Annotated in this window: 18 protein-coding genes; 10 read left to right on the top strand and 8 right to left on the bottom strand. The window is 55.2% G+C overall.

The window, feature by feature from the left end; all coding sequences use genetic code 11:
- The first annotated feature begins 4 nt into the window (after nucleotides 1-4).
- Nucleotides 5-1,120, top strand: a complete 1,116-nt coding sequence (folP, locus tag WBY09_RS08410) for a dihydropteroate synthase (protein ID WP_336232488.1) — start codon at nucleotides 5-7, stop codon at nucleotides 1,118-1,120.
- Between the two features lie 262 nt (nucleotides 1,121-1,382).
- Complete coding sequence (locus WBY09_RS08415; RefSeq protein ID WP_336232489.1) at nucleotides 1,383-2,171, top strand: response regulator transcription factor; 789 nt, start codon at nucleotides 1,383-1,385, stop codon at nucleotides 2,169-2,171.
- 35 nt (nucleotides 2,172-2,206) lie between these two features.
- Here the strand turns inward: WBY09_RS08415 and WBY09_RS08420 are convergent, their stop codons facing one another.
- Nucleotides 2,207-4,204 (bottom strand): sensor histidine kinase, encoded by a 1,998-nt coding sequence (locus tag WBY09_RS08420; RefSeq protein WP_336232491.1) that lies wholly within the window; start codon nucleotides 4,202-4,204, stop codon nucleotides 2,207-2,209.
- Entirely contained in the window at nucleotides 4,201-6,222 is a 2,022-nt protein-coding gene (locus WBY09_RS08425; protein WP_336233054.1) for a sensor histidine kinase, read from the bottom strand. The genes WBY09_RS08420 and WBY09_RS08425 overlap by 4 nt, the downstream gene beginning before the upstream one ends.
- Before the next feature lie 265 nt (nucleotides 6,223-6,487).
- Here WBY09_RS08425 and glmM point away from each other — a divergent pair, with 265 nt between their 5' ends.
- From glmM to WBY09_RS08445, 4 genes are read left to right on the top strand one after another with little or no spacing between them, the layout of a single operon-like run.
- Nucleotides 6,488-7,837, top strand: a complete 1,350-nt coding sequence (gene glmM / locus WBY09_RS08430) for a phosphoglucosamine mutase (protein ID WP_063087195.1) — start codon at nucleotides 6,488-6,490, stop codon at nucleotides 7,835-7,837.
- 49 nt (nucleotides 7,838-7,886) lie between these two features.
- A complete protein-coding gene (gene thiD / locus WBY09_RS08435; RefSeq protein WP_063087196.1) occupies nucleotides 7,887-8,684 on the top strand; it encodes a bifunctional hydroxymethylpyrimidine kinase/phosphomethylpyrimidine kinase in 798 nt (265 codons plus the stop codon).
- Nucleotides 8,685-8,734: 50 nt separating this feature from the next.
- Nucleotides 8,735-9,277: a DinB family protein gene (locus WBY09_RS08440; protein WP_197145207.1), complete on the top strand. Its 543-nt coding sequence runs from the start codon at nucleotides 8,735-8,737 to the stop codon at nucleotides 9,275-9,277.
- 21 nt (nucleotides 9,278-9,298) lie between these two features.
- Nucleotides 9,299-9,637, top strand: coding sequence for a hypothetical protein (locus WBY09_RS08445; RefSeq protein ID WP_336232494.1), 339 nt, complete (start codon nucleotides 9,299-9,301; stop codon nucleotides 9,635-9,637).
- A gap of 24 nt (nucleotides 9,638-9,661) precedes the next feature.
- Here the strand turns inward: WBY09_RS08445 and WBY09_RS08450 are convergent, their stop codons facing one another.
- Entirely contained in the window at nucleotides 9,662-10,537 is an 876-nt protein-coding gene (locus WBY09_RS08450; protein ID WP_064790184.1) for an AEC family transporter, read from the bottom strand.
- Nucleotides 10,538-10,741: 204 nt separating this feature from the next.
- Between WBY09_RS08450 and WBY09_RS08455 the strand changes: the two genes are divergently transcribed.
- Nucleotides 10,742-11,377: a D-glycero-alpha-D-manno-heptose-1,7-bisphosphate 7-phosphatase gene (locus tag WBY09_RS08455; RefSeq protein WP_197145205.1), complete on the top strand. Its 636-nt coding sequence runs from the start codon at nucleotides 10,742-10,744 to the stop codon at nucleotides 11,375-11,377.
- Between the two features lie 23 nt (nucleotides 11,378-11,400).
- Here the strand turns inward: WBY09_RS08455 and WBY09_RS08460 are convergent, their stop codons facing one another.
- Entirely contained in the window at nucleotides 11,401-13,473 is a 2,073-nt protein-coding gene (locus WBY09_RS08460) for a tetratricopeptide repeat protein (RefSeq protein ID WP_336232495.1), read from the bottom strand.
- Nucleotides 13,474-14,062: 589 nt separating this feature from the next.
- Between WBY09_RS08460 and ilvD the strand changes: the two genes are divergently transcribed.
- On the top strand, nucleotides 14,063-15,916 hold the full coding sequence (gene ilvD / locus WBY09_RS08465; protein WP_336232498.1) for a dihydroxy-acid dehydratase: 1,854 nt from the start codon (nucleotides 14,063-14,065) through the stop codon (nucleotides 15,914-15,916).
- Nucleotides 15,917-15,992: 76 nt separating this feature from the next.
- Here ilvD and ald read toward each other — a convergent pair whose 3' ends face one another.
- Nucleotides 15,993-17,108: an alanine dehydrogenase gene (ald, locus tag WBY09_RS08470; protein WP_064780652.1), complete on the bottom strand. Its 1,116-nt coding sequence runs from the start codon at nucleotides 17,106-17,108 to the stop codon at nucleotides 15,993-15,995.
- Between the two features lie 213 nt (nucleotides 17,109-17,321).
- Between ald and WBY09_RS08475 the strand changes: the two genes are divergently transcribed.
- Both WBY09_RS08475 and WBY09_RS08480 read left to right on the top strand, forming a co-directional pair.
- Nucleotides 17,322-17,780 carry an Lrp/AsnC family transcriptional regulator gene (locus WBY09_RS08475; protein ID WP_008891399.1) on the top strand — a complete coding sequence of 153 codons (459 nt, stop codon included), beginning with the start codon at nucleotides 17,322-17,324 and terminating at the stop codon, nucleotides 17,778-17,780.
- 338 nt (nucleotides 17,781-18,118) lie between these two features.
- Nucleotides 18,119-18,829: a TetR family transcriptional regulator gene (locus WBY09_RS08480; RefSeq protein ID WP_063087202.1), complete on the top strand. Its 711-nt coding sequence runs from the start codon at nucleotides 18,119-18,121 to the stop codon at nucleotides 18,827-18,829.
- Between the two features lie 104 nt (nucleotides 18,830-18,933).
- On the opposite strand, the gene WBY09_RS08485 is transcribed toward WBY09_RS08480, so the two are convergent.
- The 3 genes from WBY09_RS08485 to WBY09_RS08495 are packed head-to-tail and all read right to left on the bottom strand — an operon-like array spanning nucleotide 18,934 to nucleotide 21,874.
- Nucleotides 18,934-19,773: an ABC transporter permease subunit gene (locus WBY09_RS08485; RefSeq protein ID WP_008891401.1), complete on the bottom strand. Its 840-nt coding sequence runs from the start codon at nucleotides 19,771-19,773 to the stop codon at nucleotides 18,934-18,936.
- Nucleotides 19,770-20,711 carry an ABC transporter permease subunit gene (locus WBY09_RS08490; protein ID WP_008891402.1) on the bottom strand — a complete coding sequence of 314 codons (942 nt, stop codon included), beginning with the start codon at nucleotides 20,709-20,711 and terminating at the stop codon, nucleotides 19,770-19,772. Before WBY09_RS08490 ends, WBY09_RS08485 begins: the two co-directional genes overlap by 4 nt.
- Nucleotides 20,708-21,874 (bottom strand): ABC transporter ATP-binding protein, encoded by a 1,167-nt coding sequence (locus tag WBY09_RS08495; RefSeq protein WP_008891403.1) that lies wholly within the window; start codon nucleotides 21,872-21,874, stop codon nucleotides 20,708-20,710. The genes WBY09_RS08490 and WBY09_RS08495 overlap by 4 nt, the downstream gene beginning before the upstream one ends.
- Between the last annotated feature and the right edge of the window lie 163 nt (nucleotides 21,875-22,037).

Here is a 22,037-nt window from a genome sequence, read left to right on the forward strand (position 1 = left end):
ACTGATGGACGAGATCAAACGATCGGTCCTGCGAAGCCCCGCCGATGTGCGGGGCTTTGCCGATTTTGAAGGACCGCTTTACTACGCACCGACCGGTTTCATCGACCATGCCGATGATCCCAATACCTTGCCACTCGCCGGATCACGCCGGGGTTTTTCGGCACTTGAAATCATCCGTCGCCGCGAAGGTGGCGGCGCTGAAAGCATGATCTTGCCGCTGCTTGCCCTTGAAGGCTGGGTGCAAAACAGTGGCCGGGTTGATGAAATCAATGCCGTGCTGGATCGCCTGATGGCCAAACGCCCGGATTATGCGGGACTTGATATGGCGTCCTGCCATGTGATGGGCATCATCAATGTCACACCGGACAGCTTTTCCGATGGCGGCGATTACAACACCGCCGAACAGTCTGTGGCACGCGCCATGGCGATGATAGAGCAGGGCGCATCAATCATTGATGTCGGCGGCGAATCAACCCGTCCGGGGGCCGATACCGTGTCCGAGGATGAGGAAATCAATCGTGTGGTCCCGGTGATCCGCGAATTGGCATCCAAGGGGCACGTTGTTTCGATCGATACCCGCCATGCTGGCGTGATGGAAGCCGCGATTGAGGCCGGGGCAGCCATCATCAATGACGTCACAGGGCTTGAGGGCGATGAACGCTCGATGGAGGTTGCAGCCGCGTCTGGCAAGCCGGTGATGCTGATGCATATGCAGGGCGAACCTGGGACCATGCAGGCCGACCCGAAATATGATTGCGCGGTGCTTGATATCTATGACTATCTGCTCGATCGCATCGAAAGCTGCGAGCGGGCTGGTATTTCACGTGATCGCATTTGCATTGATCCCGGCATCGGCTTTGGCAAGACGCTGTCGCACAATCTTGAACTGCTGTCGCGCTTGGCCATTTTCCATGGATTGAGCAGCCCGATCCTGCTGGGCACCTCGCGCAAGTCATTCATCGGCAAGATTGATCCCAAGGCCGACCCGAAGCAGCGTCTGGGTGGTTCAATCGCGTCTGCGGTCAATGGATGGCGTCACGGGGTTCAGATGATCCGCGTGCATGATGTGCCCGAAACCGTGCAGGCGATTTCTGTGGCCAGTTCCACATCTATTGTCTGATGGTGTATTTGGTGCATCGTCTGCACGTATAACTTGTCATTTTATCGGCATCGTTTAAAACATGGCTCGCAATCGCAAGGAGGCTTGGCTTCTGATCGGTTGCGAGCTTTTTTGCGGCAAGTTCGATTCTGGCATTTTCTGACCATTTACGGTTGATACTTGCAGAATCGATCCTTTGACCACATACCAATATGTATCAAACAAAAGTGACATCAAAGTCACAGTTGATGGTTGGACAACAAGCGAACGCGAAGGTCTTTAGATGAACGAGATTGGCGGTCTGACGCAGCCGTTCCCTGCTGATGTCAGGTCTGGCTGGAATGCTATGACACACTGTGTTTATGTCGTGGAAGATAACACCGATCTCAACAAGGATCTGTGTGAGTATCTTGAGATGTGCGGTTTCGATGTGGTCGGTTGTGAAACCGGCGCTGCATTTTACCGCGCACTTGCTGCGCGCAAACCTGATGCGGTCATTCTTGATATTATGCTGCCCGACGCGGATGGCTATGAGCTCGCCCAGCATGTCCGCAAAACCCTTGATTGCGGCATCATGATGCTGACCTCGCTTTCGGGAATGGACAATCACCTGACCGGCTATAAATCCGGTGCCGATGTCTATCTGACAAAAGACAGCCCGCTATCGGTGATCGAGGCCGCGCTTAAACCGCTTCTGCGCCGCGCGTCACGCTCAGGCAACGAAGCGACGGCGGAAACGGCAATTCCCGAGGATAGCTGGGTTCTTGATATGCTTAACTGGACCCTGCGCAATCCCCAAGGCAATGAAGCCAAACTGACAGCGACCGAACGCACCATCGTCAAGATCCTGATTGACGCCAATGGGGCGTGGCTGACACGTCCTGAAATCGTCGAGGCGCTCGGCAAGGCCGACACGGCGGAGAACTGCCGCAATCTGGATACGGCAATCCGGCGCGTGCGTCAGAAAATCATCAAGGAAATCGGCGAAGAACTGCCTGTGCGAACGGCGTACGGCCGTGGCTATGCCTTTACGTCACCCGCCGCCATTGCCGGCGAGGCCGAGGCTTCCTGATCCCTTTGTTTTCCAACCGAATAACGTGCGGCCAGCTACTCGCACGGTAAAAGCAGGCAAAGCTCGATGCTGCGTGCGCCCTTCTGGCGCAGGGTGATCGATCCACCATGGGCAACGACAATACGTTGCGAAATATGCAGCCCGAGTGCGCGCTGCAATGACTGGCTTTCCATATCGCGCCGGAACAGTGCATCGGAAATCATGGCGATCTCATCTTCATCAAGTTCTTCGCCGCGGCAGGGGATGCTGATTTCGACCCGCATCTCCGAATGCCGGTGAGTACTGATGTGGATTGGTGCCCCGTGCGCAAAGCGCCGTGACGTTTCAACCAGGTTCGTGATCGCAAGCCCCATGAGGGTTACGTCGATAAAGACCTCGATACCTGTGGTCCGGCTCGATACGGCTTGAACTTCCGCACCTTCGCGTGTGGTCTGGGCGACAAATTCCTGAAGAAAACGGTTGATCGGAACTGTCTTGCGCGCAAGTGAAAGCTCCTGGGTATCGATACCGTCCTTGGTCAGGAAAATATCGACAAGACGCGCCAGTTTCTGGGCCTGAAGCTGGATGCGTCGCAAACGTTCAAGAACGTCATCCTTGTGGTTGGTAAGACGCAGCATCAGCATTTCCGATGATCGCTGGATCACCGCAAGCGGCGTTCGGAATTCATGCGACAGCATCGAAATCAGTTTGCGCTGTTCCTCGACCAGCGAGGTGGTTTCTTCTGCCTTGCGCACCACAGTGACGCGTTCCTTGTCCATGCGGGATAACCGCACCGTCATGATGATGCCCATCCCGACAAGGTGGAACATCAAGGTGTAGCTGTGCAGTTCCAGACGCAATCTGGTCGCATCGATCACCCCCGAAAGGGCAAGCTGGATCATGATCGCCGCCCCGGTCGGGACGGCGAGAACCACAAGAAACGCCCAGTAACGCGGGTTGTGGACGTCCTCAAACGCCCGTTTGATCAGAATTGCGCACATCGTGGCCATAAAGACCGAATGGCTTGGCACGATATAGGTGCCAAAGACGGTGTACAGATCGGTCGTGGCCCCGGCCGCAAAGGCCAGAATTAAAAACCCGTACGCGCAGCATATCTTGTAGGCCAAAGGATGCTTCTTTTTGGCATCGATGATGTAGAGCCACAGGAACACCGTCACGCCATAGGTAATGATGTTGGCTGTTCCCAACAAAAAGTCATTCAGCCACGGTATTTCCGGTCGTAGTTCGCTTAAGACCACGCCATTGACGACGGCCGCTGTGACACCGATTGCCAGGACCCAGATGCTGTACAAAACGACAATCCGGTCCCGCGCAATCAGACCAAGCGCCAGATAGGCCAACCCCAATGCCAGAATGAAGCCAAAGAAAACATTCGACGCCAGATCACGGAAGGACAGCGAGGAAACCAGGTCGGTTGCCGGCCAAAGTGTCATCCAGATCAGATTGGCGCTATTGCTTTGTGACCGGACATAAAGGCGATAATTGCCCGGCTCCATCAGGGGCAGGGCGGCAATATGTGCGCGTCCGCCATATTGGCGCGCGCTGGCCGGGACATGATCGCCAAGACGGCTGTGCCAGACTGCATCACCCAGTCCATCGGGCACCAGAAACACGTCAATGAAATTCAGATAGTTCGGCCCGATTTCAAGCAGGGCACGTTTCGTCATGTCATTGCTGATGGTGAGATCAAGCTGATGCCAGATCACATCGCGGGTATAGCCAAAGGACGGTATGGCAGATGACTGCTGAAAATCCGCATCTGGCAGGGCCTTGATCTCTTCAAAGCCAAGCTTGCGTGTGGTGTCGGCAAAGGACGCAACAAACCGGGTGATCTCAATCGGTTCTGTGACATTGCCCGGCAGAACCAGATGTTCCTCATCACCGTCCGGCGTCACCGAAGATTGCGCGTTTGCACCGTGCCATGGTATCAAAACCATGGTTGTGATTATGAGCAACACCAGTGCCGCCGCCGATGCCATGGCGGACTGAGGATGTGTCTTTGGTGCAGTGAACAGCCGCGATCTGACCCTCATGGCCGCCCCCCGTCATGGGACGTCTCGGTATAACCAAGCGGGAAGCCAGCCCTGTTTTCATTGTTCCTGAGCACCGTCATGTCGCGGTCATAAGGCAGTTTGATCAGGATTGTTGTTCCGCCTTCTTCGCCAACACTAACCGACAGGGATCCGTCATGGGCCTCGATGATGCGTTTGGTCAGATGCAAGCCAAGCCCGACACCCTGGATTTTGACCGAATCCCGTCCGCGGTAAAAGGCGTTCAAAACATTCTGCAGATCGTCGGCGGCAATGCCCGGTCCCTCGTCGACAACTCGGATATAGACATAACCATTGGCAGCCCGTTCGGCTGAAATCCAGACGGCGGCCCCCGGCGCATATTTTCGCGCATTCTCGATCAGGTTGATCAGTGCACGTTCCATCAGGATCCGGTCAATCTCGACGATCACCACGTCGCTTTGAATCAGGCTGATATTCTGTCCGGGGACCTCGCGTTGGCGCTGTGTAATCAAATCGCGCAGAAACGCATCGATGGCAACCGCTTCGCGCGTGGTGGTGAATGTCGCGCTATCAAGGGTTTCCTTTGTCAGGAACGCATCGACAAGGCCCGAAAGCTGCCGGGCATTGGACTGGATCGTCGACAGCCGGTTCAGAACGCTTTCAGGCTCTTTTTGCAAATGTAGTCCGAGGATTTCGGCAGACCGCTGAATGATCGCAAGCGGTGTGCGGAATTCATGTGACAGCATGGTGATAAAGGTACGCTGTTCACTGGCAAGCTGGTCGGCCCGCTGGCCGGAGGCAAGGGCATCAACACGCCGGTTGATCACGCCATAGGTGCGATAGGCCATGGCGATGGCGACCAGTACAAGTTGAATAAACGAACTGAGGGCAAAGATGCTCGTGGTAAATCCGTTGACGGGCAACCACCCGATCAGCAACAGCAAATGCGCCATTGCCCCGATGGTCGGAACACCAAGCGCGACCATCAAATAACTCATCTGAAATGTGTGTTTCTGGCGATATCCGCGATACATCAGATTGATCAGCAAAACCGCAAGCAGGAATATCTGAGGCCCGAAGAACACTTTGGCATAGAGGATATACCAGTCCGATGTGGCGGTCAGAAAACCTGCCATCGCCAGAACCGAATACCCGACCATGATCCGAAATAGCGGCCGGTTCTCGCGATCAAGACGGGTCATATAGCTCCACATCATGATGCTTGTACCAAGCGCAAACGCCGTTCCGGTTCCCGTCACAAAGTCCGAAGCCAGCGACCAGAACGGTTTGAACATCAGTTGGGCATAGCCCGTCACTCCGAACGAAATCAGAAACAGCGAAAAGATATAACCCGAATACCAGAGAACAGAACGATCCCCCGACATCACGCCAAACGCGAAATAAATCCCGAATGCAAGAAGCAGAACACCAAGGGTTGCGCCCTTGATGAAACTGTTGCTGCCCGATTTGGTGATCAGGGCTGTATCGGGCAGGAGTTCGGCCTCAAAGACATGCGCGCTGTTGGTATGGACCGCGATAACCAGCCAATATTCGCCAAGTGACAGTTTAGGCCATTCGGCAACATGCGAAAGATTTTGCAGGCCTCCCTTGGCTCTTGGAATTCGGTCGCCGAGATGTTTCTGCCAGATGATCTGACGCGCGTCATTTGACAGGATGCTGATCTCGATATCATTCAGATACACATGTCCGATATCGATAAAGGCGCTTCTTCCTGTTCGTCCGGGCTGATCAACGATTTTGACCGGCGCGCGATACCATATGGTGCGGTCTGTATAGCCCGGACCGCGTGCCTCAAGGACAGAGGCGAATTCAGATTCGGCAATTGCCGGGATTTTAAATGCGCTTTCCACTTTGCGGTCTGTCACCAGACGCGTCAGATAGCGGTTCAGATTGATAACTTCCGCAGGTCCGCTGGGCGGCAGGACGAGTGTTTTGGCAACCTCATGCGCAGCGATTTTGGGTCCGTAAACGGCAAAAATGCCGGACGCGGTCACAATCAACATCGCAAAAAGAAACATATTCAAGCGGATGCTGCGCAAAATTCCCCCGGTTTCAGCCCCTTAGCCCCTTCATCTTGTGATAGCGGGTTTTTGACCGAAGGTCATCGCTTTTATCCGAATATCGCCCTGTTTGCCTGTTAACGGATTGATTGCCAGTTTGGCACTAGAATAGGCGCTGAAATATGCCGATTGCCGGTGGCATTGCGCCGCCACTTTGATATAACCGGCAGTCAGAATGAATTGACAGGGCATAATGCCCGCAAAGCAAGCAGAGACACAGAATATGAGCCGCAAGTATTTTGGCACCGATGGCATTCGCGGAACTGCCAATACAGCGCCGATGACCGCAGAAGTCGCCCTGAAAGTCGGGATGGCTGCCGGCCATTATTTCACCCGTGGTGATCACCGCCACAAGGTCGTGATTGGCAAGGATACCCGACTGTCGGGCTATATGCTTGAACCGGCCCTTGTTGCCGGTTTCACCTCGATGGGGATGGATGTCATGCTGGTCGGCCCGATGCCGACCCCGGCGGTGGCCATGCTGACCAAATCGATGCGCGCTGATATCGGTGTGATGATCTCGGCCTCCCACAACCCGTTCCAGGATAACGGCATCAAGCTGTTTGGCCCGGATGGCTTCAAGCTGTCAGACGAGGTCGAACTTGAAATCGAAGCCCTGATGGAAAGCGATCTTTCGGGCAAACTGGTACCTGCCAACGCGCTGGGTCGTGCCAAACGCATCGATGATGCGCCGGGCCGCTATATCGAGGCCGTCAAATCATCCCTGCCGGGCACCGTCACGCTTGAAGGTCTGCGCATCGTGCTTGATTGCGCCCATGGGGCCGGTTACTCCGTCGCGCCCAAGGTTCTGCGTGAACTGGGTGCTGACGTAATTGAAATCGGCACCAGCCCGAATGGTCTGAACATCAATGATCAGTGTGGTTCGACCTACACCAAAACCATGTGTGACCGGGTTCTGGCCGAAAAGGCCGATGTCGGGATTGCCCTTGATGGCGATGCCGACCGCGTCCAGATGTGTGATGAAAAGGGACATCTGATCGACGGCGACCAGTTGATGGGCCTTGTTGTAACCCACTGGAAACGCACCGGTCAGCTGCGCGGCAACGCGCTGGTTGCGACCGTGATGTCGAACCTTGGTCTTGAACGTTATCTTGAAAGCAACGATGTCCGTCTGATCCGCACCAAGGTCGGGGACCGCTATGTTGTCGAACAGATGCGCGCCCTTGATTGCAATGTCGGCGGTGAACAGTCGGGCCATATCGTGCTGTCGGACTTCGCATCGACCGGTGATGGCCTGTTGGCAGCCCTTCAGGTGCTGGCGGTTCTTGCCAGCCGCGAAGGCCCGGTTTCTGAGCTCAGCCGTGTGTTCGAACCGTTGCCGCAGATCCTTAAAAACGTGCGCTACAGTGCCGGTTCTGATCCGTTGGCGCAAAGCAGCGTCATCGAAGCCATTTCCTTGGCAGAACGGGCCTTTAACGGTGATGGTCGTATCCTGATCCGTAAATCTGGCACCGAACCGCTGATCCGTGTCATGGCCGAAGGCGATGACGCGATTAAGGTCGAACAGATCGTTGATGGCATCGTTGCCGAAATCACCGCCGTTGCCGGTTAACCGGTCATTGTGACGAAAACCTGATATCTGCAGGATAAGGAAGGGTCGTATGAAGGGTCGTGTCTTGATTATCGCCGGGTCGGATTGTTCCGGTGGGGCCGGAATTCAGGCCGATATCAAATCGGTGACGGCCCTTGGCGGCTATGCTGCAACTGCGATAACGGCGCTCACGGTGCAAAACACCACCGGAGTCTTCGACGTTCTTGGCATCGATCCGGACATGATCGTCCATCAGGCGACGGTGACGATTGATGATATTGGCGCAGATGCGCTTAAAACCGGGATGCTGCATTCGGTGCCGGTGATTACCGCTGTGGCGGAATTCATCAAATCAAAGGCCGCAGGTATTCCGGTCGTTGTAGACCCGGTGATGGTATCGCAAAGCGGTTCACGCCTGCTTCAGGAAGACGCGGTAGAAGCACTTATGACCCATATGGTCCCGCTTGCGACCGTGCTGACACCAAATATTCCAGAGGCCGAAGTATTATCAGGTATGAAAATCACCAGCGAAGCTGATATGATTGCTGCAGCGCACAAAATTGGTGATCTCGGTTGCGAGGCCGTCCTGATAAAAGGTGGTCACGCCGACGGGGACAAAATCGTCGATATCTTGTGGCGCCGGGATCGCGATATCGAAGGTTTCGAAGATACGCGCATTCCGTCTGAGAATAATCATGGTACGGGCTGCTCGCTTGCAAGTGCCATTGCAACCGGGCTGGCTCAGGGCATGGGATTAAGTGATTCCGTTGCCCGTGCGCGGGCATATGTCCGTGAAGCCATCCGAACCGCACCGGACTTTGGCAAAGGAAACGGTCCGCTAAACCATGCGCATCCTGTGACCGGTTGAATAATTCAACACGAATGTGACAGGGCGCTGAAAGTTGGGACACTTAAGCTATGCCGGGCACATCGTTTTTCCATCAGGCGCGTAACAACGCCTGGTCAAATCACCGTTTGTATGGGGTCTGTCAGAAATTGACAGATGGCGAACTCGCCTCCAAACGAACGCCTTTTTCCACCTCTATTCTTGAAACGCTGAACCATATCCTGACCAATGACTGGTATTATCTTGATGCGCTGGTCGATGGCAGGCGGGGTCGTGCGTGTCTTGATAATGAAATGCCGTTTGGTGCCATCGATAAACTGGCCGCAGCCCAGCGTGATGCGGATATGCGCTTAATGGCGTATTGTGAACAGCTCAATGACAAGGATGCCATCCGGGCGGTCGAACTGGTCCGCGAAGACGGCAGCAAGACGCTTGAAACCGTGGCCGATATTTTGTCACATCTGTTTGTCTATCAAACCCATCAACGCGGGCAGGTGCATGCGCTTCTGGCCGTCACCGGTCAGGCACCACCAATCCTTGATGACTACCATCTTGAATATGATGCGCCGATGCCAAGCTTCGATTTTTCGGCGCTTGGCCGCAAAGGCGCATAAAGGATACCGATGAATACAAGAATGCTGCGCCGTGCGATTCTGGCTGGCGGGATCGCCGTTCTGGCCGTCGTCAGTTTCGGCAACCCGCACCGTCATGTTGCCGATCTTTTCTGGCCCGCTGATGCCGCACCCTGGGAACATGTCACTGCGGTTTATGTCCCCGATATCAGTCAGCCGACCCGGGTCAAGATATCCGAGGCGACCTATGACGATCTTGCGGCCTGCCGCGATCACGTAATGGAACAGGCGGCCGCGCAGGGCGATCCAAATCTTGAAAAGGGTCGCTTTGAATGCGCCATCGGATTTTATGCCGACAAGGATGATGGCACCGGCGGCGAATACCGCCTGATCGTCAAGTAATCAATTATCCTGTGCGCTCGAAGGCTACAGCACGTACCAAAGCAATGCGGGCAGGGCGATGGCGGCAAGGAAACTTGAACTGATGACCACACCAGCCACTTCTTCCGGTTCGCGGTTATAAAGCTGCGCAAACAGGTAACAGAACACCGCAACCGGCATCGAACATTGCAGGATCACAACCCCGCGTTCCATGCCGGTCAGTCCCATGACTTCCGACAGGCCCAAGCCAACCCCGAACCCCATGCCAAGGCGCAGCACACTCAATGCCGTGCTGCGTGCAAGGCTGACCGGGCGCAGCTTGGCAAGCGACACACCAAGCGTAAACAGCATTAACGGAATAGTCAGTTGCCCGATCAGGTTGGTAGTGTTGTAAAGCCATTCGGGCACCGGTGTTTCGGTGGCAAGGAACCCCGTGGCAATCAGGGTTGCCGGAATGATCGGCATCTTGGCCAGCGACTTGATTGAAAAGCTGCCCGATACGAACGCAACCCCGATGGTCAGCTGGATCACGACATAGGCGGCAAAGAACGCCACCGAAAGCGCCAAGCCTTCCTGCCCATAAGCCAGCATACAAAGCGGCAAGCCAACATTGCCGACATTTGGCCAGGTCAGCGATTGCAGATAAGTGCGCGGAGACAGGTTAAAGACCTTAAGCACCGGCCAGCCGATCAAGGCAAAGATCACATTGGCCGCAAGGGCGGCTGTTCCCATCAGAACCAGCGTATCACCGCCAAGCTCGACCGTCGCAAGGGCGGCAAAGGTCAGACAGGGTGTCGCGAAATATGTGACAATGGATGTGACAAGGTTGGTGTCAAAATGTTTGCCAGCACGGGCCCAGAAATATCCCAGTCCGGTGGTGATGAAAACCGGGGCCAAAATCGCAAAAATATCGGCAAACATCAGACGCTTTTCCTTGATAGGTTCTTCTATGGGGCGTGAACTTGAACCGAAATTGCACGTCCCCCGGTTGCTCTGCAAGTGAATAATGGTAATACCAATTTCTTTTCCGCACTGTGCAAAAGTCGGTTGTGGCTTGTGAAGACTTGCTTTTGCAAAGGCCTTTGCGCCATTGTTGGCCAAATTTGACCATGTAGAAGGCCTGTGATGAACGGCTCCATCCACGACACTGTCAAACGTCACCTGATTGATCCGGCGCCGCGCTTTCGCGATCAACGCAACCCGGTTCCGGCTGTCTTTCTGGATCGGGACGGAGTGATTAACGAGGAAGTCCACTACCTGTCAGACGTTGCCGATCTTAAATTGATTAACGGCACGGCAAAGGCGATCAAACGCCTCAATGATGCGGGCATCCTGGTGATTGTCGTCACCAACCAGTCCGGTGTCGCGCGTGGCTATCTCACCGAAGACCAGCTTTTTGAAATCCACAAGGCATTGGTTTCCATGCTTGCCGATCGCAAGGCATCGGTGCAGGGCATCTATTATTCCCCCTATCATCCAAGCGGGCAGGGTGATTACCGCCGCCAAAGCACGTGTCGCAAACCAGAACCCGGCATGCTTCTGGCCGCAAGTGACGAGTTTGCCATCAACCTCTCGGAAAGCGTCCTGATTGGTGATCGCATCAACGATATCCGTGCCGGACATGCGGCGGGCACAAAGGCCATCATGGTCAGAACCGGCCACGGCGCAAAGGAAGCCATCCTGCCCGAAGCCCGGGAAGCCGATTTTATTGCCGATGATCTGGCAATGGCGGTTGATCACATCCTGACCACGCGGCAATAGGGCGCGTTTCAAGCCGTCCGTGTCTAACCGTTACCAAGACAAAAGTTCTGCCACATCTCCCGACAGGCTTCTTCGAACTCGGCTGCGACAGCAGGTGCATGGAAGGCGCGGCTGCCCCGGATGCGATCGCGCATGTTTTCGCGAATGCTGGCCAGCGCCTTAAGGTCGGATGCCAGCATGATGCATTTATCGACATATCCCTTTTCGGTTTCGGCACACAGCGCGCCAAGCCCGATATCGCTTAAAACCGCAAGACCAAGCCGTGATCCCGGCCGATCATCGGCCAGCGACACGAACGGAATGCCAAACCACAGCATCTCGTAATAGTTTTCAAGACTGATGGCCGGAAACGGTGCCAGGCCGATATCGATCTGGGCATAAAGGGCCGGTCGATCCTGCGGCTTTACCTTGCCCGCCAGATCAAGCCGGTCGCGCTTGATTCCGGCCTGCCGGGTGCGATCAAGGAACGTTTTGGCAGCATAGGAATCTTCAAGCACGTCATCCTGAATGACGATGCGGCTGTTGCTGACCTTGTTTAAGATTCGCGCAAAGCAGTTCAGTGTTTCATTGCTGATATTGGCCAGTCGATCAATGCAGCCAAACCGGATGATCTCTTCGCCGACGGCCGCAGGAAGCGGTGCCAAGGGCAAGGCATCATCAAGCTCTGCCGGAAGGTAGGGGCCAAGTGCTAGCGGATAGGGACGCTCGGAAAACATCTTGTTTTCGGCAAGTCCGCCGCCAAACACTTCCTTGTGCCCGATAAGGTAATCCATCTCGGCCATGCCGGTGGTGATCGCAGACAGGCTGGCTTGCACCGGGGCGGCCTTAAGGGCAAACACCTCAATCGGTTGGGTCGGATGAACGCCACAGACATCAATCAGGATATCGACCTTGTCCTTGCGAATGCGATCGGCAATCTGCATCGGATCCTGACCGCAAACCTCGCGCCAGCCATCGGCCATCACCTGCCATTGCCGTGTGACGTCGTCCGGCCGCGGTGTCGCGGAATACAGGAATAGCTCGATCTCATGCCGGTTCAGATGGCGCGCAAGCGCACTCAAAAGGCTGGATGATGCATGCTTGCAAAAGAACGGCGATAACCATCCGATGCGCAGCCGCTTGTCCGACTGTCGGGTGTTGGCAAAGGCCGGCTTGGCGGCAATCGGCATATGGTGCTTGGCCCATGCCTTGGCGGCCTTGCTATGGGTGGCCCCATCGATTGTGCCAAGCTTCGCACGCGCCCGGATCAAAAGCGCATCGGCCGTGGCATTGTCCGGCGATGTCTCTATCAGGGTATCAAGTGTCTTTATTGTGCTATCAAGGTCGCCACAGCGCAGCGTGATATCGGCCAGAACCAGATCAATCTCAACCGTGTCCTTGGTCAGGCGGCGCGCGGTCTTTAAAATCGCAATCGCCTTGGCATATTGCCCCTGATGGGCCAGTGACTGGCCCAACCCGCGCAAGCCCGGAACGTATTTGGCATCGATGCTTAGTGCTCGCTGATAAAGGTTCTGTGCCAGTTCCGGATAGCCAAGACGCAGGAAGGCCGACCCCACCCGGCAAATCAGTTCCGGGGAAATGCCCGCGGCCTCGGCGGCATGTTCAAGCGATTTAAGGGCGGCTTCTTCCTGCCCCAGATCATGCAAGGTCTGCCCGAAAAGCAGCAATCCCTCATAATGATTTGGCTTCAGGCCCAGCAACCGGCCCAAAAGATCCATCGCCTGACCCAAATGGCCGCGCGGAATTTCAAGCCGTGCCAGATGATAAAGGGCGGTGGGGAAATCCCCGTGGTAACTGAGCGCCTGCTTGAACTGATCAATCGCCTTGTCAATCTGACCCGAACTTTCCAGCGCAATCGCATAGTTGCATCGGACCGCCGGGTTGGCGGCAAAACTTGTCAGGCAGTTTTCGAAAAGCTCAAGCGCCTCGCCATGGCGGCCAAGGCCAGTCAGAAGGGTGGCAAGAAGGTGCTCCGCCTCCGCATTGCCCGGTGACATGGCCAATGCCGCGCGATAGATTTTCTCGGCTTCTTCGGGGCGATTGCCCTCATGCGCAGTCAGTCCGCGACGCAACAGTGTCTTGAGTTGGTCGGACATGGGGTTGCGGATCTCCACCTGATGGTCTGGATAAGGGCCTCGGCCCAAGCAGTCTTGCCTGACATTAAAGGGTTCAGCCCGTCCTTTAAAGCATGCAGTTACCAGATCGCGGATTACCGCCTGAAATGCAGGTAAAAAAGAACCCCGAACCTGTATGAGGGTCCGGGGTCAGAATGGGAGTGGGAGAATCGCCTGGCGGCGATAATCCCCCATACGATATGTGTTGTTTGGTTAGAGGTCGCCTATTCAATGGAATAGTTTTCCGGGTATTTGGGATAGGTCGCATGGTCAATCGTCGCAAAACCTGTGAACTGGCTCACAAAATTGTACGCTGACACTGGTGAATGGGCGTTTTCAGGCAAACTCTGAGGATAGAAAGCGCTGCCAAAAACGCGTTCGCAGTTCGCGGGCAAAGTGATGCGCGTGTAGCAATCGTACCGAATGACGGATTTTGGCGAAATTTTCGGGCAAAAAACTGTCAAAGCGCGCGAATACTGTGCTAGAACGCACCTATATACAAAGGGCATCGGGGATGCTGACCCCGTACCCGAAAGAAACGCCACCAGTGATTTAAAGAGAGGTTCCTTCCATGCCGGAATATCGGTCCCGTACAACAACACATGGCCGCAACATGGCTGGTGCGCGCGGCCTTTGGCGCGCCACTGGCATGAAAGACGAAGACTTCGACAAGCCGATCATTGCGGTCGTCAACAGCTTCACCCAGTTCGTGCCCGGTCACGTGCACCTCAAAGACCTTGGTCAGATGGTCGCACGCGAGATCGAGGCATCCGGCGGTGTCGCCAAGGAATTCAACACCATTGCCGTTGATGATGGCATCGCGATGGGCCACGACGGCATGCTTTATAGCCTGCCGTCGCGCGAAATCATTGCTGATTCCGTTGAATATATGGTCAATGCCCATTGCGCCGATGCGATGGTCTGCATTTCCAACTGCGATAAAATTACGCCGGGCATGTTGATGGCTGCGATGCGCCTTAATGTCCCGTGCGTGTTCGTATCCGGTGGCCCGATGGAGGCCGGCAAGGTCACCATCGAAGGCAAGGAACATCACCTTGATCTGGTCGATGCCATGGTGCAGGCGGCCGACCCGAACATCTCCGACGAGCAGGTCAAAGTTGTTGAACGTTCGGCGTGCCCGACTTGCGGCTCGTGCTCTGGCATGTTTACCGCCAACTCGATGAACTGCCTGGCCGAGGCGCTTGGTCTCGCCCTTCCGGGCAACGGTTCTGTGCTGGCAACCCACGCCGCACGTCAGGAGCTTTTCCTTGAAGCGGCGCGTACCTCGGTCAAGTTGGCGCGTCGTTATTACGAAGAAGAAGACGAGGGCGCGACCCCGCGCGGTATCGCAACCTTCAAGGCATTTGAAAACGCAATGGCGCTTGATATCGCCATGGGTGGGTCGACCAATACGGTTCTGCATTTGCTGGCGATCGCCAAGGAAGCCGAAGTCGATTTCACCATGACCGATATGGACCGCCTGTCGCGCAAGATCCCGTATCTGTCCAAGGTCGCGCCGAACCATCCGATGTTCCACATGGAAGACGTTCATCGTGCCGGTGGCATCATGCGTATTCTTGGCGAACTCGATCGTGCAGGGCTGCTGCATACCGATGTCTCGACCGTGCATTCCAAGACCATGGCTGACGCCCTTGAAAAGTGGGACATCAAACGCACCACCAACGAGGCCGTGCACAAATTCTTCCGCGCCATGCCGGGCGGGATTCCGACCCAAACCGCGTTCAGTCAGGAACGTTATTGGGACGACCTGGATCTCGATGAAAAAGAAGGCTGCATTCGTGATGTCGCCCATGCCTACAGTCAGGATGGCGGTCTTGCCGTTCTGTTTGGCAACTTGGCCGCCAATGGCTGCGTGGTCAAAACCGGCGGTGTTGATGAAAGCATCCTGAAATTCACCGGCCCGGCTGTGATCTGCGAAAGCCAGGACGAAGCTGTTGCCAAGGTTCTCGGTGGCGAGGTCAAGGAAGGCGATGTTGTCGTCATCCGCTACGAAGGCCCAAAAGGTGGCCCGGGCATGCAGGAAATGCTGTATCCGACCAGCTATCTGAAATCGATGGGGCTGGGCAAGGCCTGCGCACTGGTTACCGATGGCCGCTTCTCTGGCGGGACGTCTGGCCTGTCGATCGGTCACGTATCCCCCGAAGCCGCCGCTGGTGGTGACATCGCGCTGGTCGAACCGGGTGACATGATCGAAATCGATATCCCGAACCGTTCGATCCGCATCGTGGTCGATGATGCGGTTCTGGCCGCCCGCCGTCAGGCGATGGAAGCCAAGGGCCCCGAAGCATGGCGTCCGGCCAAGCCGCGCAAGCGCAAGGTCTCAACCGCCCTTCGTGCCTATGCCGCCATGGCAACCAGTGCCGATCAGGGCGCGGTCCGTGACGTCACCCAGGTCGAATTCTGATCTGCGCACAGTCGCAAGATGACCAAACAAAAAGGGCGCCGTTTGGCGCCCTTTTTTCATGATCGGATTTGGTGGTTCAGGCCAATGCGCTTTCAATCGGCAAGTACTCATAGCCAAGTGCATCTGCCACGGCCTTATAGGTGATCTTGCCCGCATGGACGTTAAGCCCGGCTGCCAGATGCGGATCATCCTGACAGGCCTTCTTCCACCCTTTGTCGGCAAGGGCCAGCGCAAAGGGCAGGGTGGCGTTGTTCAACGCAAAGGTCGATGTGCGGGCAACAGCACCCGGCATGTTTGCCACGCAATAATGCACGACATCATCGACGATATAGGTCGGATCGGCATGGGTGGTTGCCTTGGATGTTTCAAAACATCCGCCCTGATCAATCGCCACATCGACAATCACCGATCCCGGCTTCATGCGTGACAGTTGTTCTTTCTTGATCAGTTTTGGTGCAGCCGCACCGGGCACAAGCACCGCACCAACGACCATGTCGGCCTCAAGGACAAGCGCCTCGGTATCGTCGATGGTGGCGTATTGGGTTTTGATGCGCGGGCCATACAGATCATCAAGATAGGTCAGGCGTTTGACGTTTTTATCAAGAATGATCACATCCGCGCCCATACCTGCTGCAATGCGCGCGGCATTGGTGCCAACCACACCGCCGCCAATGACAACGACCTTGGCCGGCGCAACACCCGGCACCCCGCCAAGTAACATGCCCCGTCCGCCATTGGCTTTTTGCAGGGCGGCTGCCCCGACCTGCGGGGCCATGCGACCAGCCACTTCCGACATCGGTGCCAGCAATGGCAAGCCACCTGCGCGGTCGGTGACGGTTTCATAGGCAATTGCGGTCACACCGGATTTGACCAGACCGGCGGTCTGATCCGGGTCCGGTGCAAGATGCAGATAGGTAAACAGCAACTGGCCTTCGCGGAGTTGCTCGTACTCGACCTTCTGCGGTTCCTTGACCTTGATGATCATCTCGGCACTGGCAAAGATATCGGATGCGCTGGCCGCGATCGTCGCACCAGCGGCGACATAATCATTGTCGGCAAAGCCGATACCGGCACCGGCCATGGTTTCGACCTGTACCTTGTGGCCGTGTGCGACCAGTTCACGGACCGAACTTGGCGTCAGTCCGACACGATATTCGTGGTTTTTGATTTCCTTTGGAACACCAATCAGCATGTCGTTTCCTCCCGACAAAATCGTGGTAATCGGGGGAACTCCCCGGCGTTTCCGGAGTTTCCCGGGCGGTTGGAATACGATGCCGCCTCTTTTGTTATTATTCTTGAATGATACCCTAAAAATTGGGCAATTAATCTTCATTTCAAGGGGCTTTTGATGATATCATTGCTATATAATTCAACAGAAACACCATGACGTCGGAGGATTATGCGAATGGAGATGGACGAACGGGATCGGATGATTCTGCGTTTGCTGCAGAAAGACGGTCGCATCAGCAATGCCGAACTTGCTGAAAAGGTGAACCTGTCGGCCTCTGCCTGCCTGCGCCGTGTAAGGCTTCTTGAAGAGGCAGGCTTCATTGATCACTACACCATGCTTCTTAATCCCGCGCGGATCGGCAAGCCGGGCAATGCCTTTGTCAATATCGCGATCACCCGCCAAACCCGCGAGGCTCTTGAAACCTTCGAGCTCGAAATTCAAAAGGTGCCCGAAGTTGTCGAATGTTATTTGCTGGCCGGGCAAAGCGACTATCTTGTCCATGTCGTTTATAGCGACACCGCCGACTATGAACGCATCCACAGTGAAGTCCTGACCCAGCTTCCCGGTGTCGAACGTGTGCAGACCGTCATCACGCTCCGCGAAGTCAAACGCACCACCGAACTGCCTGTCTGAGCTGTGATCTGCCGCCGGGTCCCGGTTATTTCACGATATGGAATGTCATGAAGTAATGCCGGACCAGTGGCGCCTGGTCATCATCCCGGCTGGTGGGGCGAAATGCGACTCGAACAAAAAACTGTACGATATTTGTGGTTTTGTTCAGAATGCGTTATGGTGATTGATTATATTTGACCGGAATTCATCTAAATTGGGCTATATTTGGTCAGAAAAATGTATGCGTTTTCAATGCTTCATGAATTTTGTCCAGTTATTCCAATCCTGCAGTTTGACTTTTAGGTGAATTAAAATGCAATAATATGCCCGGGGAAAATACGTTGGGGGAAATTAATCAAATGGAACAAGACAATCTTGTTCGCGCTCGTAGCCATGAGCAGAAACTAAAACGCCGTGCTGATATTCTCGAAGCTGCCCGCAAGCTCTATCTCGAAGGTGATGGAACCCTGCCGTCGGCAGCCGAGGTCGCACGCAAGGCGAACTTGGCCAAGGGCACGCTTTACCTTTATTTTTCAAGCAAGGAAGCATTGTTTCTTGAAGTGTTGCGTCACTTCCAGAAAGAGTGGTTTGAAAACAATCTTGATGTGATTGATCAGGAAGCTCTGCGTCGGCCCGAAGAACGGGATTCGACCCGTGTGGCCCGCCAGTTCGTGCAATATCTGGTCAAGAACGACAAGTTCCTGCATCTCGCATCACTGTCGCAAGGTGTTCTGGAATCCGGCTCGGACGATGAAATGGTCGTCAACCAGCGCCGCTTCCTGGCATCCATGGTCAAACGTACCGCCGATGCCCTGGCAGAGCTGTATGAAATCACACCTGATGCTGCCAGCAAGCTGATGCGTTCTTCCTACGCGCTGGTTCTGGGTCTGTGGCAGATGTCGCAGTTGCCTGACCGCGTCATCAAGCTGATGGAACAGAACGCGCTCAATAACCTGATCATTGATTTCGAAGAAGCCGCCGAAGAGGCTGTTGTCTCGTACTGGCAGGTTTCGGCACCCGGCATGAAATGCCGCGAAATGATGCGCAAGGCGGCCGAAGGCAACTGCTGAGTCGACGCCACGACAAGCCAAAATACAAAACAGCGCCGGATGATTTTCCGGCGCTGTTTTTTTGTGTTGTCTGCCTAAAGGTATCAGGCGGCCCAAGTGCCGGCTTAGTGTTGCGCATCCGCCCCGGCAGAGGCGCGGCTGCGCATCCGCTCGGACCGCAGGATCATCAGGCTGGCAATCACGATCATCACCGACACCGCCAGAATGATCAGGGTTGCCAATGCGTTGATTTCCGGCGAGACACCCAGACGCACCGATGAAAACACCTTCATCGGCAGTGTGGTCGATCCCGGACCGGCAACAAAGCTTGCAATCACCAGATCATCCAGCGACAGGGTGAAGGACAGCAACCAACCGGCCAGCAGTGCTGGCAGGATCATCGGAAGCGTGATGACAAAGAAGATCTTGGCAGGCTTGGCACCCAGATCCATTGCCGCTTCCTCGACCGAGGTATCCATGCCCGACAGGCGCGATTGCACGACAACCGCGACATAGGCCGCGCAGAAGGTCGTATGCGCAATCGTGATCGTCGAAAGACCACGTCCGGCTGGCCAGCCAATCATTTGCTCGAGCGTTACAAACAACAGCAAAAGTGACAGACCGGTAATAACCTCTGGCATCACCAGCGGGGCGGCAATCATGCCTGAAAAAAGCGTGCGTCCCTTGAACCGGCCAAAGCGTGACATCACAAGTCCCGCCGGCGTGCCAAGTGCCAGGGCAAGCGTTGCCGACATCACCCCGATGCGCAGGCTGTTCCAGGCGGCATCAATCATGCCGTCATTGGAAAACAGCGACACATACCACTTGGTCGAAAAGCCCGCCCAGACGGTCACAAGCTTCCCTTCGTTAAAGGAATAGATCATGACAAGCAGGATCGGCACATACAGAAAGGCAAAGCCAAACACCAATGCCGAAATCAGGAAGGTTGAACGTTTGCTGCTCATTGCTGGCCTTCCTCCTGCTTGGTCTGGATATGCTGGAACCACATGATCGGCACGACAAGGAACAGCAGCATCGCAATCGCAACACTTGAGGCAATCGGCCAGTCACGGTTGGCAAAGAACTCGTTCCAAAGGGTTCGACCGATCATCAGCGTGTTCGGACCACCCAGCAGTTCCGGGATAACGAATTCACCCACAGCCGGAATAAACACCAGAAGTGAGCCTGCCAAAATCCCCGGCATCGAAAGCGGCAGCGTGATCTTGGCAAAGGCCTGCCAGGGCTTGCAGCCCAGATCAAGGGCGGCTTCCACCAGGCTGACATCCATTTTTTCAAGCGTGGAATAAAGCGGCAGGATCATGAAGGGCAGGTAGGTATAAACAATCCCGACATAGACCGCGAATTCCGTCTGACGCATGATCAGCGGTTCGGAAATGATGCCGGTCCACATAAGGAACGCGTTGATCAAGCCTTCGCGGTCAAGGATCCCGATCCAGGCATATACACGGATCAAAAAGCTCGTCCAGAACGGCAGGATCACCAGCATCAGCAACACACTGCGCATCGATCCTTGGGCGCGCGCAATGCCATACGCCATCGGATAACCGATCAGAAGCGTGATAACGGTTGATATCGCCGCAATCCGGATCGAGTTCAGGTACGCTGTGACATAAAGGCTGTCAGATAGAAGGAACAGGTAGTTCCCGAAATTGAGCGTGACCGTGATGCCTTCATCGATCCATTCAAACAGCGGCGTATAAGGCGGCTGTGCGTATTCGGCGACGGAAAAGCTGATCTTGAGAACGATCAGGAACGGCACAAGGAAGAACAAAAACAGCCAGAAATACGGGATACCAACCACCAGCACCCGGCCATGTTTGATCATCCAGCGATCAAAACGTTGTTTGAGGGTCAAGCTGCCCTCTTGCTTGTCACTGCTCATTTGTTCAGTACCGAAGCAGCCCCGGCCTCCCACGATACCCAGACGGTGTCTTCCCACGTATAGCGCGGTTCGATCTGGCGGGTGGAATTCGGCTCGGTCACCTTGATGCGTTTGCCGCTTTCAAGGCGCACGTGATAGGTCGAAATACCGCCAAGATAGCCGATCTCTTCGACCTTGCCTGATACGCAATTGTATTTGGTTTCTTTGGGCGCTTCCTTGGTGATGCGAAGCCGCTCGGGGCGCAACGCCACCCAGAAGGTCATGCCTTCATGGCCCTGAACAGCGTGATCGATATAAATCTCGCAACCGGCCTCGTCCGATTTGATGACGGCATATTTTTCATCGTCATCAACCAGTACACCTTCGATCAGGTTGACCTGGCCCAGGAAGTTCGCGGTATAGCGGCTGTTGGGATATTCATAAAGTTCGAACGGGGTGCCGGTCTGGTTGATGACCCCTTCATTCATCACGGCAATGCGCGATGCCATGGTCATGGCTTCTTCCTGGTCATGGGTCACCATGACAAAGGTGGTGCCGACCTTTTCCTGAATGTTGACCAGCTCGAACTGGGTCTGTTCGCGCAGTTTCTTGTCAAGCGCGCCCAGCGGTTCGTCGAGCAACAGCACCTTTGGCCGTTTGATAAGCGACCGTGCCAATGCAACGCGCTGGCGCTGACCGCCCGAAAGCTGATGGGGTTTGCGTTTGGCAAATTTGCTCATCTGCACAAGGCCCAGCATTTCGGCGACCAGTTCCTTGATCTCGCTGCGCGAAACGCCATCCTGCACCAGCCCGAACGCGACATTCTGCTCAACGCTCATATGCGGGAACAGGGCATAGGACTGGAACATCATGTTGGTCGGGCGTTCATAGGCCGGGACCCCGGCCATATCGACGCCATCGATGTAAATCTTGCCAGATGTGGGTTCCTCGAACCCGGCCAGCATGCGCAACAGCGTCGTTTTCCCGCAACCGGACCCGCCCAGAAGGGCGAAAAGTTCGTGGCGATAGATATCCAGGGAAACATCATCGACGGCATAGAAGTCGCCGAATTTCTTGGTCACATTCTCAAAGCGGATATAGGGAACCGCGTCCGGATTGTTCCAAGGTTGCGTTTTGTGCACATCCTCGTGCACGCGCTCCAAAACCGCCTCTGACACCAGCATTCTCCCCTGTTTCAATGTCAAGATGAACCGCTTCAATCAGACGTCAGTCCCTGATGACCTGGTGCGCAATCGTTTGATGTTGCTGCACTGCCCATTGGTCGGTTCTTCCTGATAACAGGATGAAGCAATTCTGCAATCTGTAAAGAGGGGTGTGCGATATTTT

Source organism: Thalassospira sp. CH_XMU1458, assembly GCF_037027205.1.
GTDB classification, from domain to species: domain Bacteria; phylum Pseudomonadota; class Alphaproteobacteria; order Rhodospirillales; family Thalassospiraceae; genus Thalassospira; species Thalassospira tepidiphila.

Excerpts from the sequence above, each read along its gene's own strand:
- folP (WP_336232488.1), top strand. The coding sequence starts at position 5 with ATGGACGAGATCAAACGATCGGTCCTGCGAAGCCCCGCCGATGTGCGG.
- WBY09_RS08415 (WP_336232489.1), top strand. The coding sequence starts at position 1,383 with ATGAACGAGATTGGCGGTCTGACGCAGCCGTTCCCTGCTGATGTCAGG.
- WBY09_RS08420 (WP_336232491.1), bottom strand. The coding sequence starts at position 4,204 with ATGAGGGTCAGATCGCGGCTGTTCACTGCACCAAAGACACATCCTCAG.
- WBY09_RS08425 (WP_336233054.1), bottom strand. The coding sequence starts at position 6,222 with ATGTTTCTTTTTGCGATGTTGATTGTGACCGCGTCCGGCATTTTTGCC.
- glmM (WP_063087195.1), top strand. The coding sequence starts at position 6,488 with ATGAGCCGCAAGTATTTTGGCACCGATGGCATTCGCGGAACTGCCAAT.
- thiD (WP_063087196.1), top strand. The coding sequence starts at position 7,887 with ATGAAGGGTCGTGTCTTGATTATCGCCGGGTCGGATTGTTCCGGTGGG.
- WBY09_RS08440 (WP_197145207.1), top strand. The coding sequence starts at position 8,735 with ATGCCGGGCACATCGTTTTTCCATCAGGCGCGTAACAACGCCTGGTCA.
- WBY09_RS08445 (WP_336232494.1), top strand. The coding sequence starts at position 9,299 with ATGCTGCGCCGTGCGATTCTGGCTGGCGGGATCGCCGTTCTGGCCGTC.
- WBY09_RS08450 (WP_064790184.1), bottom strand. The coding sequence starts at position 10,537 with ATGTTTGCCGATATTTTTGCGATTTTGGCCCCGGTTTTCATCACCACC.
- WBY09_RS08455 (WP_197145205.1), top strand. The coding sequence starts at position 10,742 with ATGAACGGCTCCATCCACGACACTGTCAAACGTCACCTGATTGATCCG.
- WBY09_RS08460 (WP_336232495.1), bottom strand. The coding sequence starts at position 13,473 with ATGTCCGACCAACTCAAGACACTGTTGCGTCGCGGACTGACTGCGCAT.
- ilvD (WP_336232498.1), top strand. The coding sequence starts at position 14,063 with ATGCCGGAATATCGGTCCCGTACAACAACACATGGCCGCAACATGGCT.
- ald (WP_064780652.1), bottom strand. The coding sequence starts at position 17,108 with ATGCTGATTGGTGTTCCAAAGGAAATCAAAAACCACGAATATCGTGTC.
- WBY09_RS08475 (WP_008891399.1), top strand. The coding sequence starts at position 17,322 with ATGGAGATGGACGAACGGGATCGGATGATTCTGCGTTTGCTGCAGAAA.
- WBY09_RS08480 (WP_063087202.1), top strand. The coding sequence starts at position 18,119 with ATGGAACAAGACAATCTTGTTCGCGCTCGTAGCCATGAGCAGAAACTA.
- WBY09_RS08485 (WP_008891401.1), bottom strand. The coding sequence starts at position 19,773 with ATGAGCAGCAAACGTTCAACCTTCCTGATTTCGGCATTGGTGTTTGGC.
- WBY09_RS08490 (WP_008891402.1), bottom strand. The coding sequence starts at position 20,711 with ATGAGCAGTGACAAGCAAGAGGGCAGCTTGACCCTCAAACAACGTTTT.
- WBY09_RS08495 (WP_008891403.1), bottom strand. The coding sequence starts at position 21,874 with ATGCTGGTGTCAGAGGCGGTTTTGGAGCGCGTGCACGAGGATGTGCAC.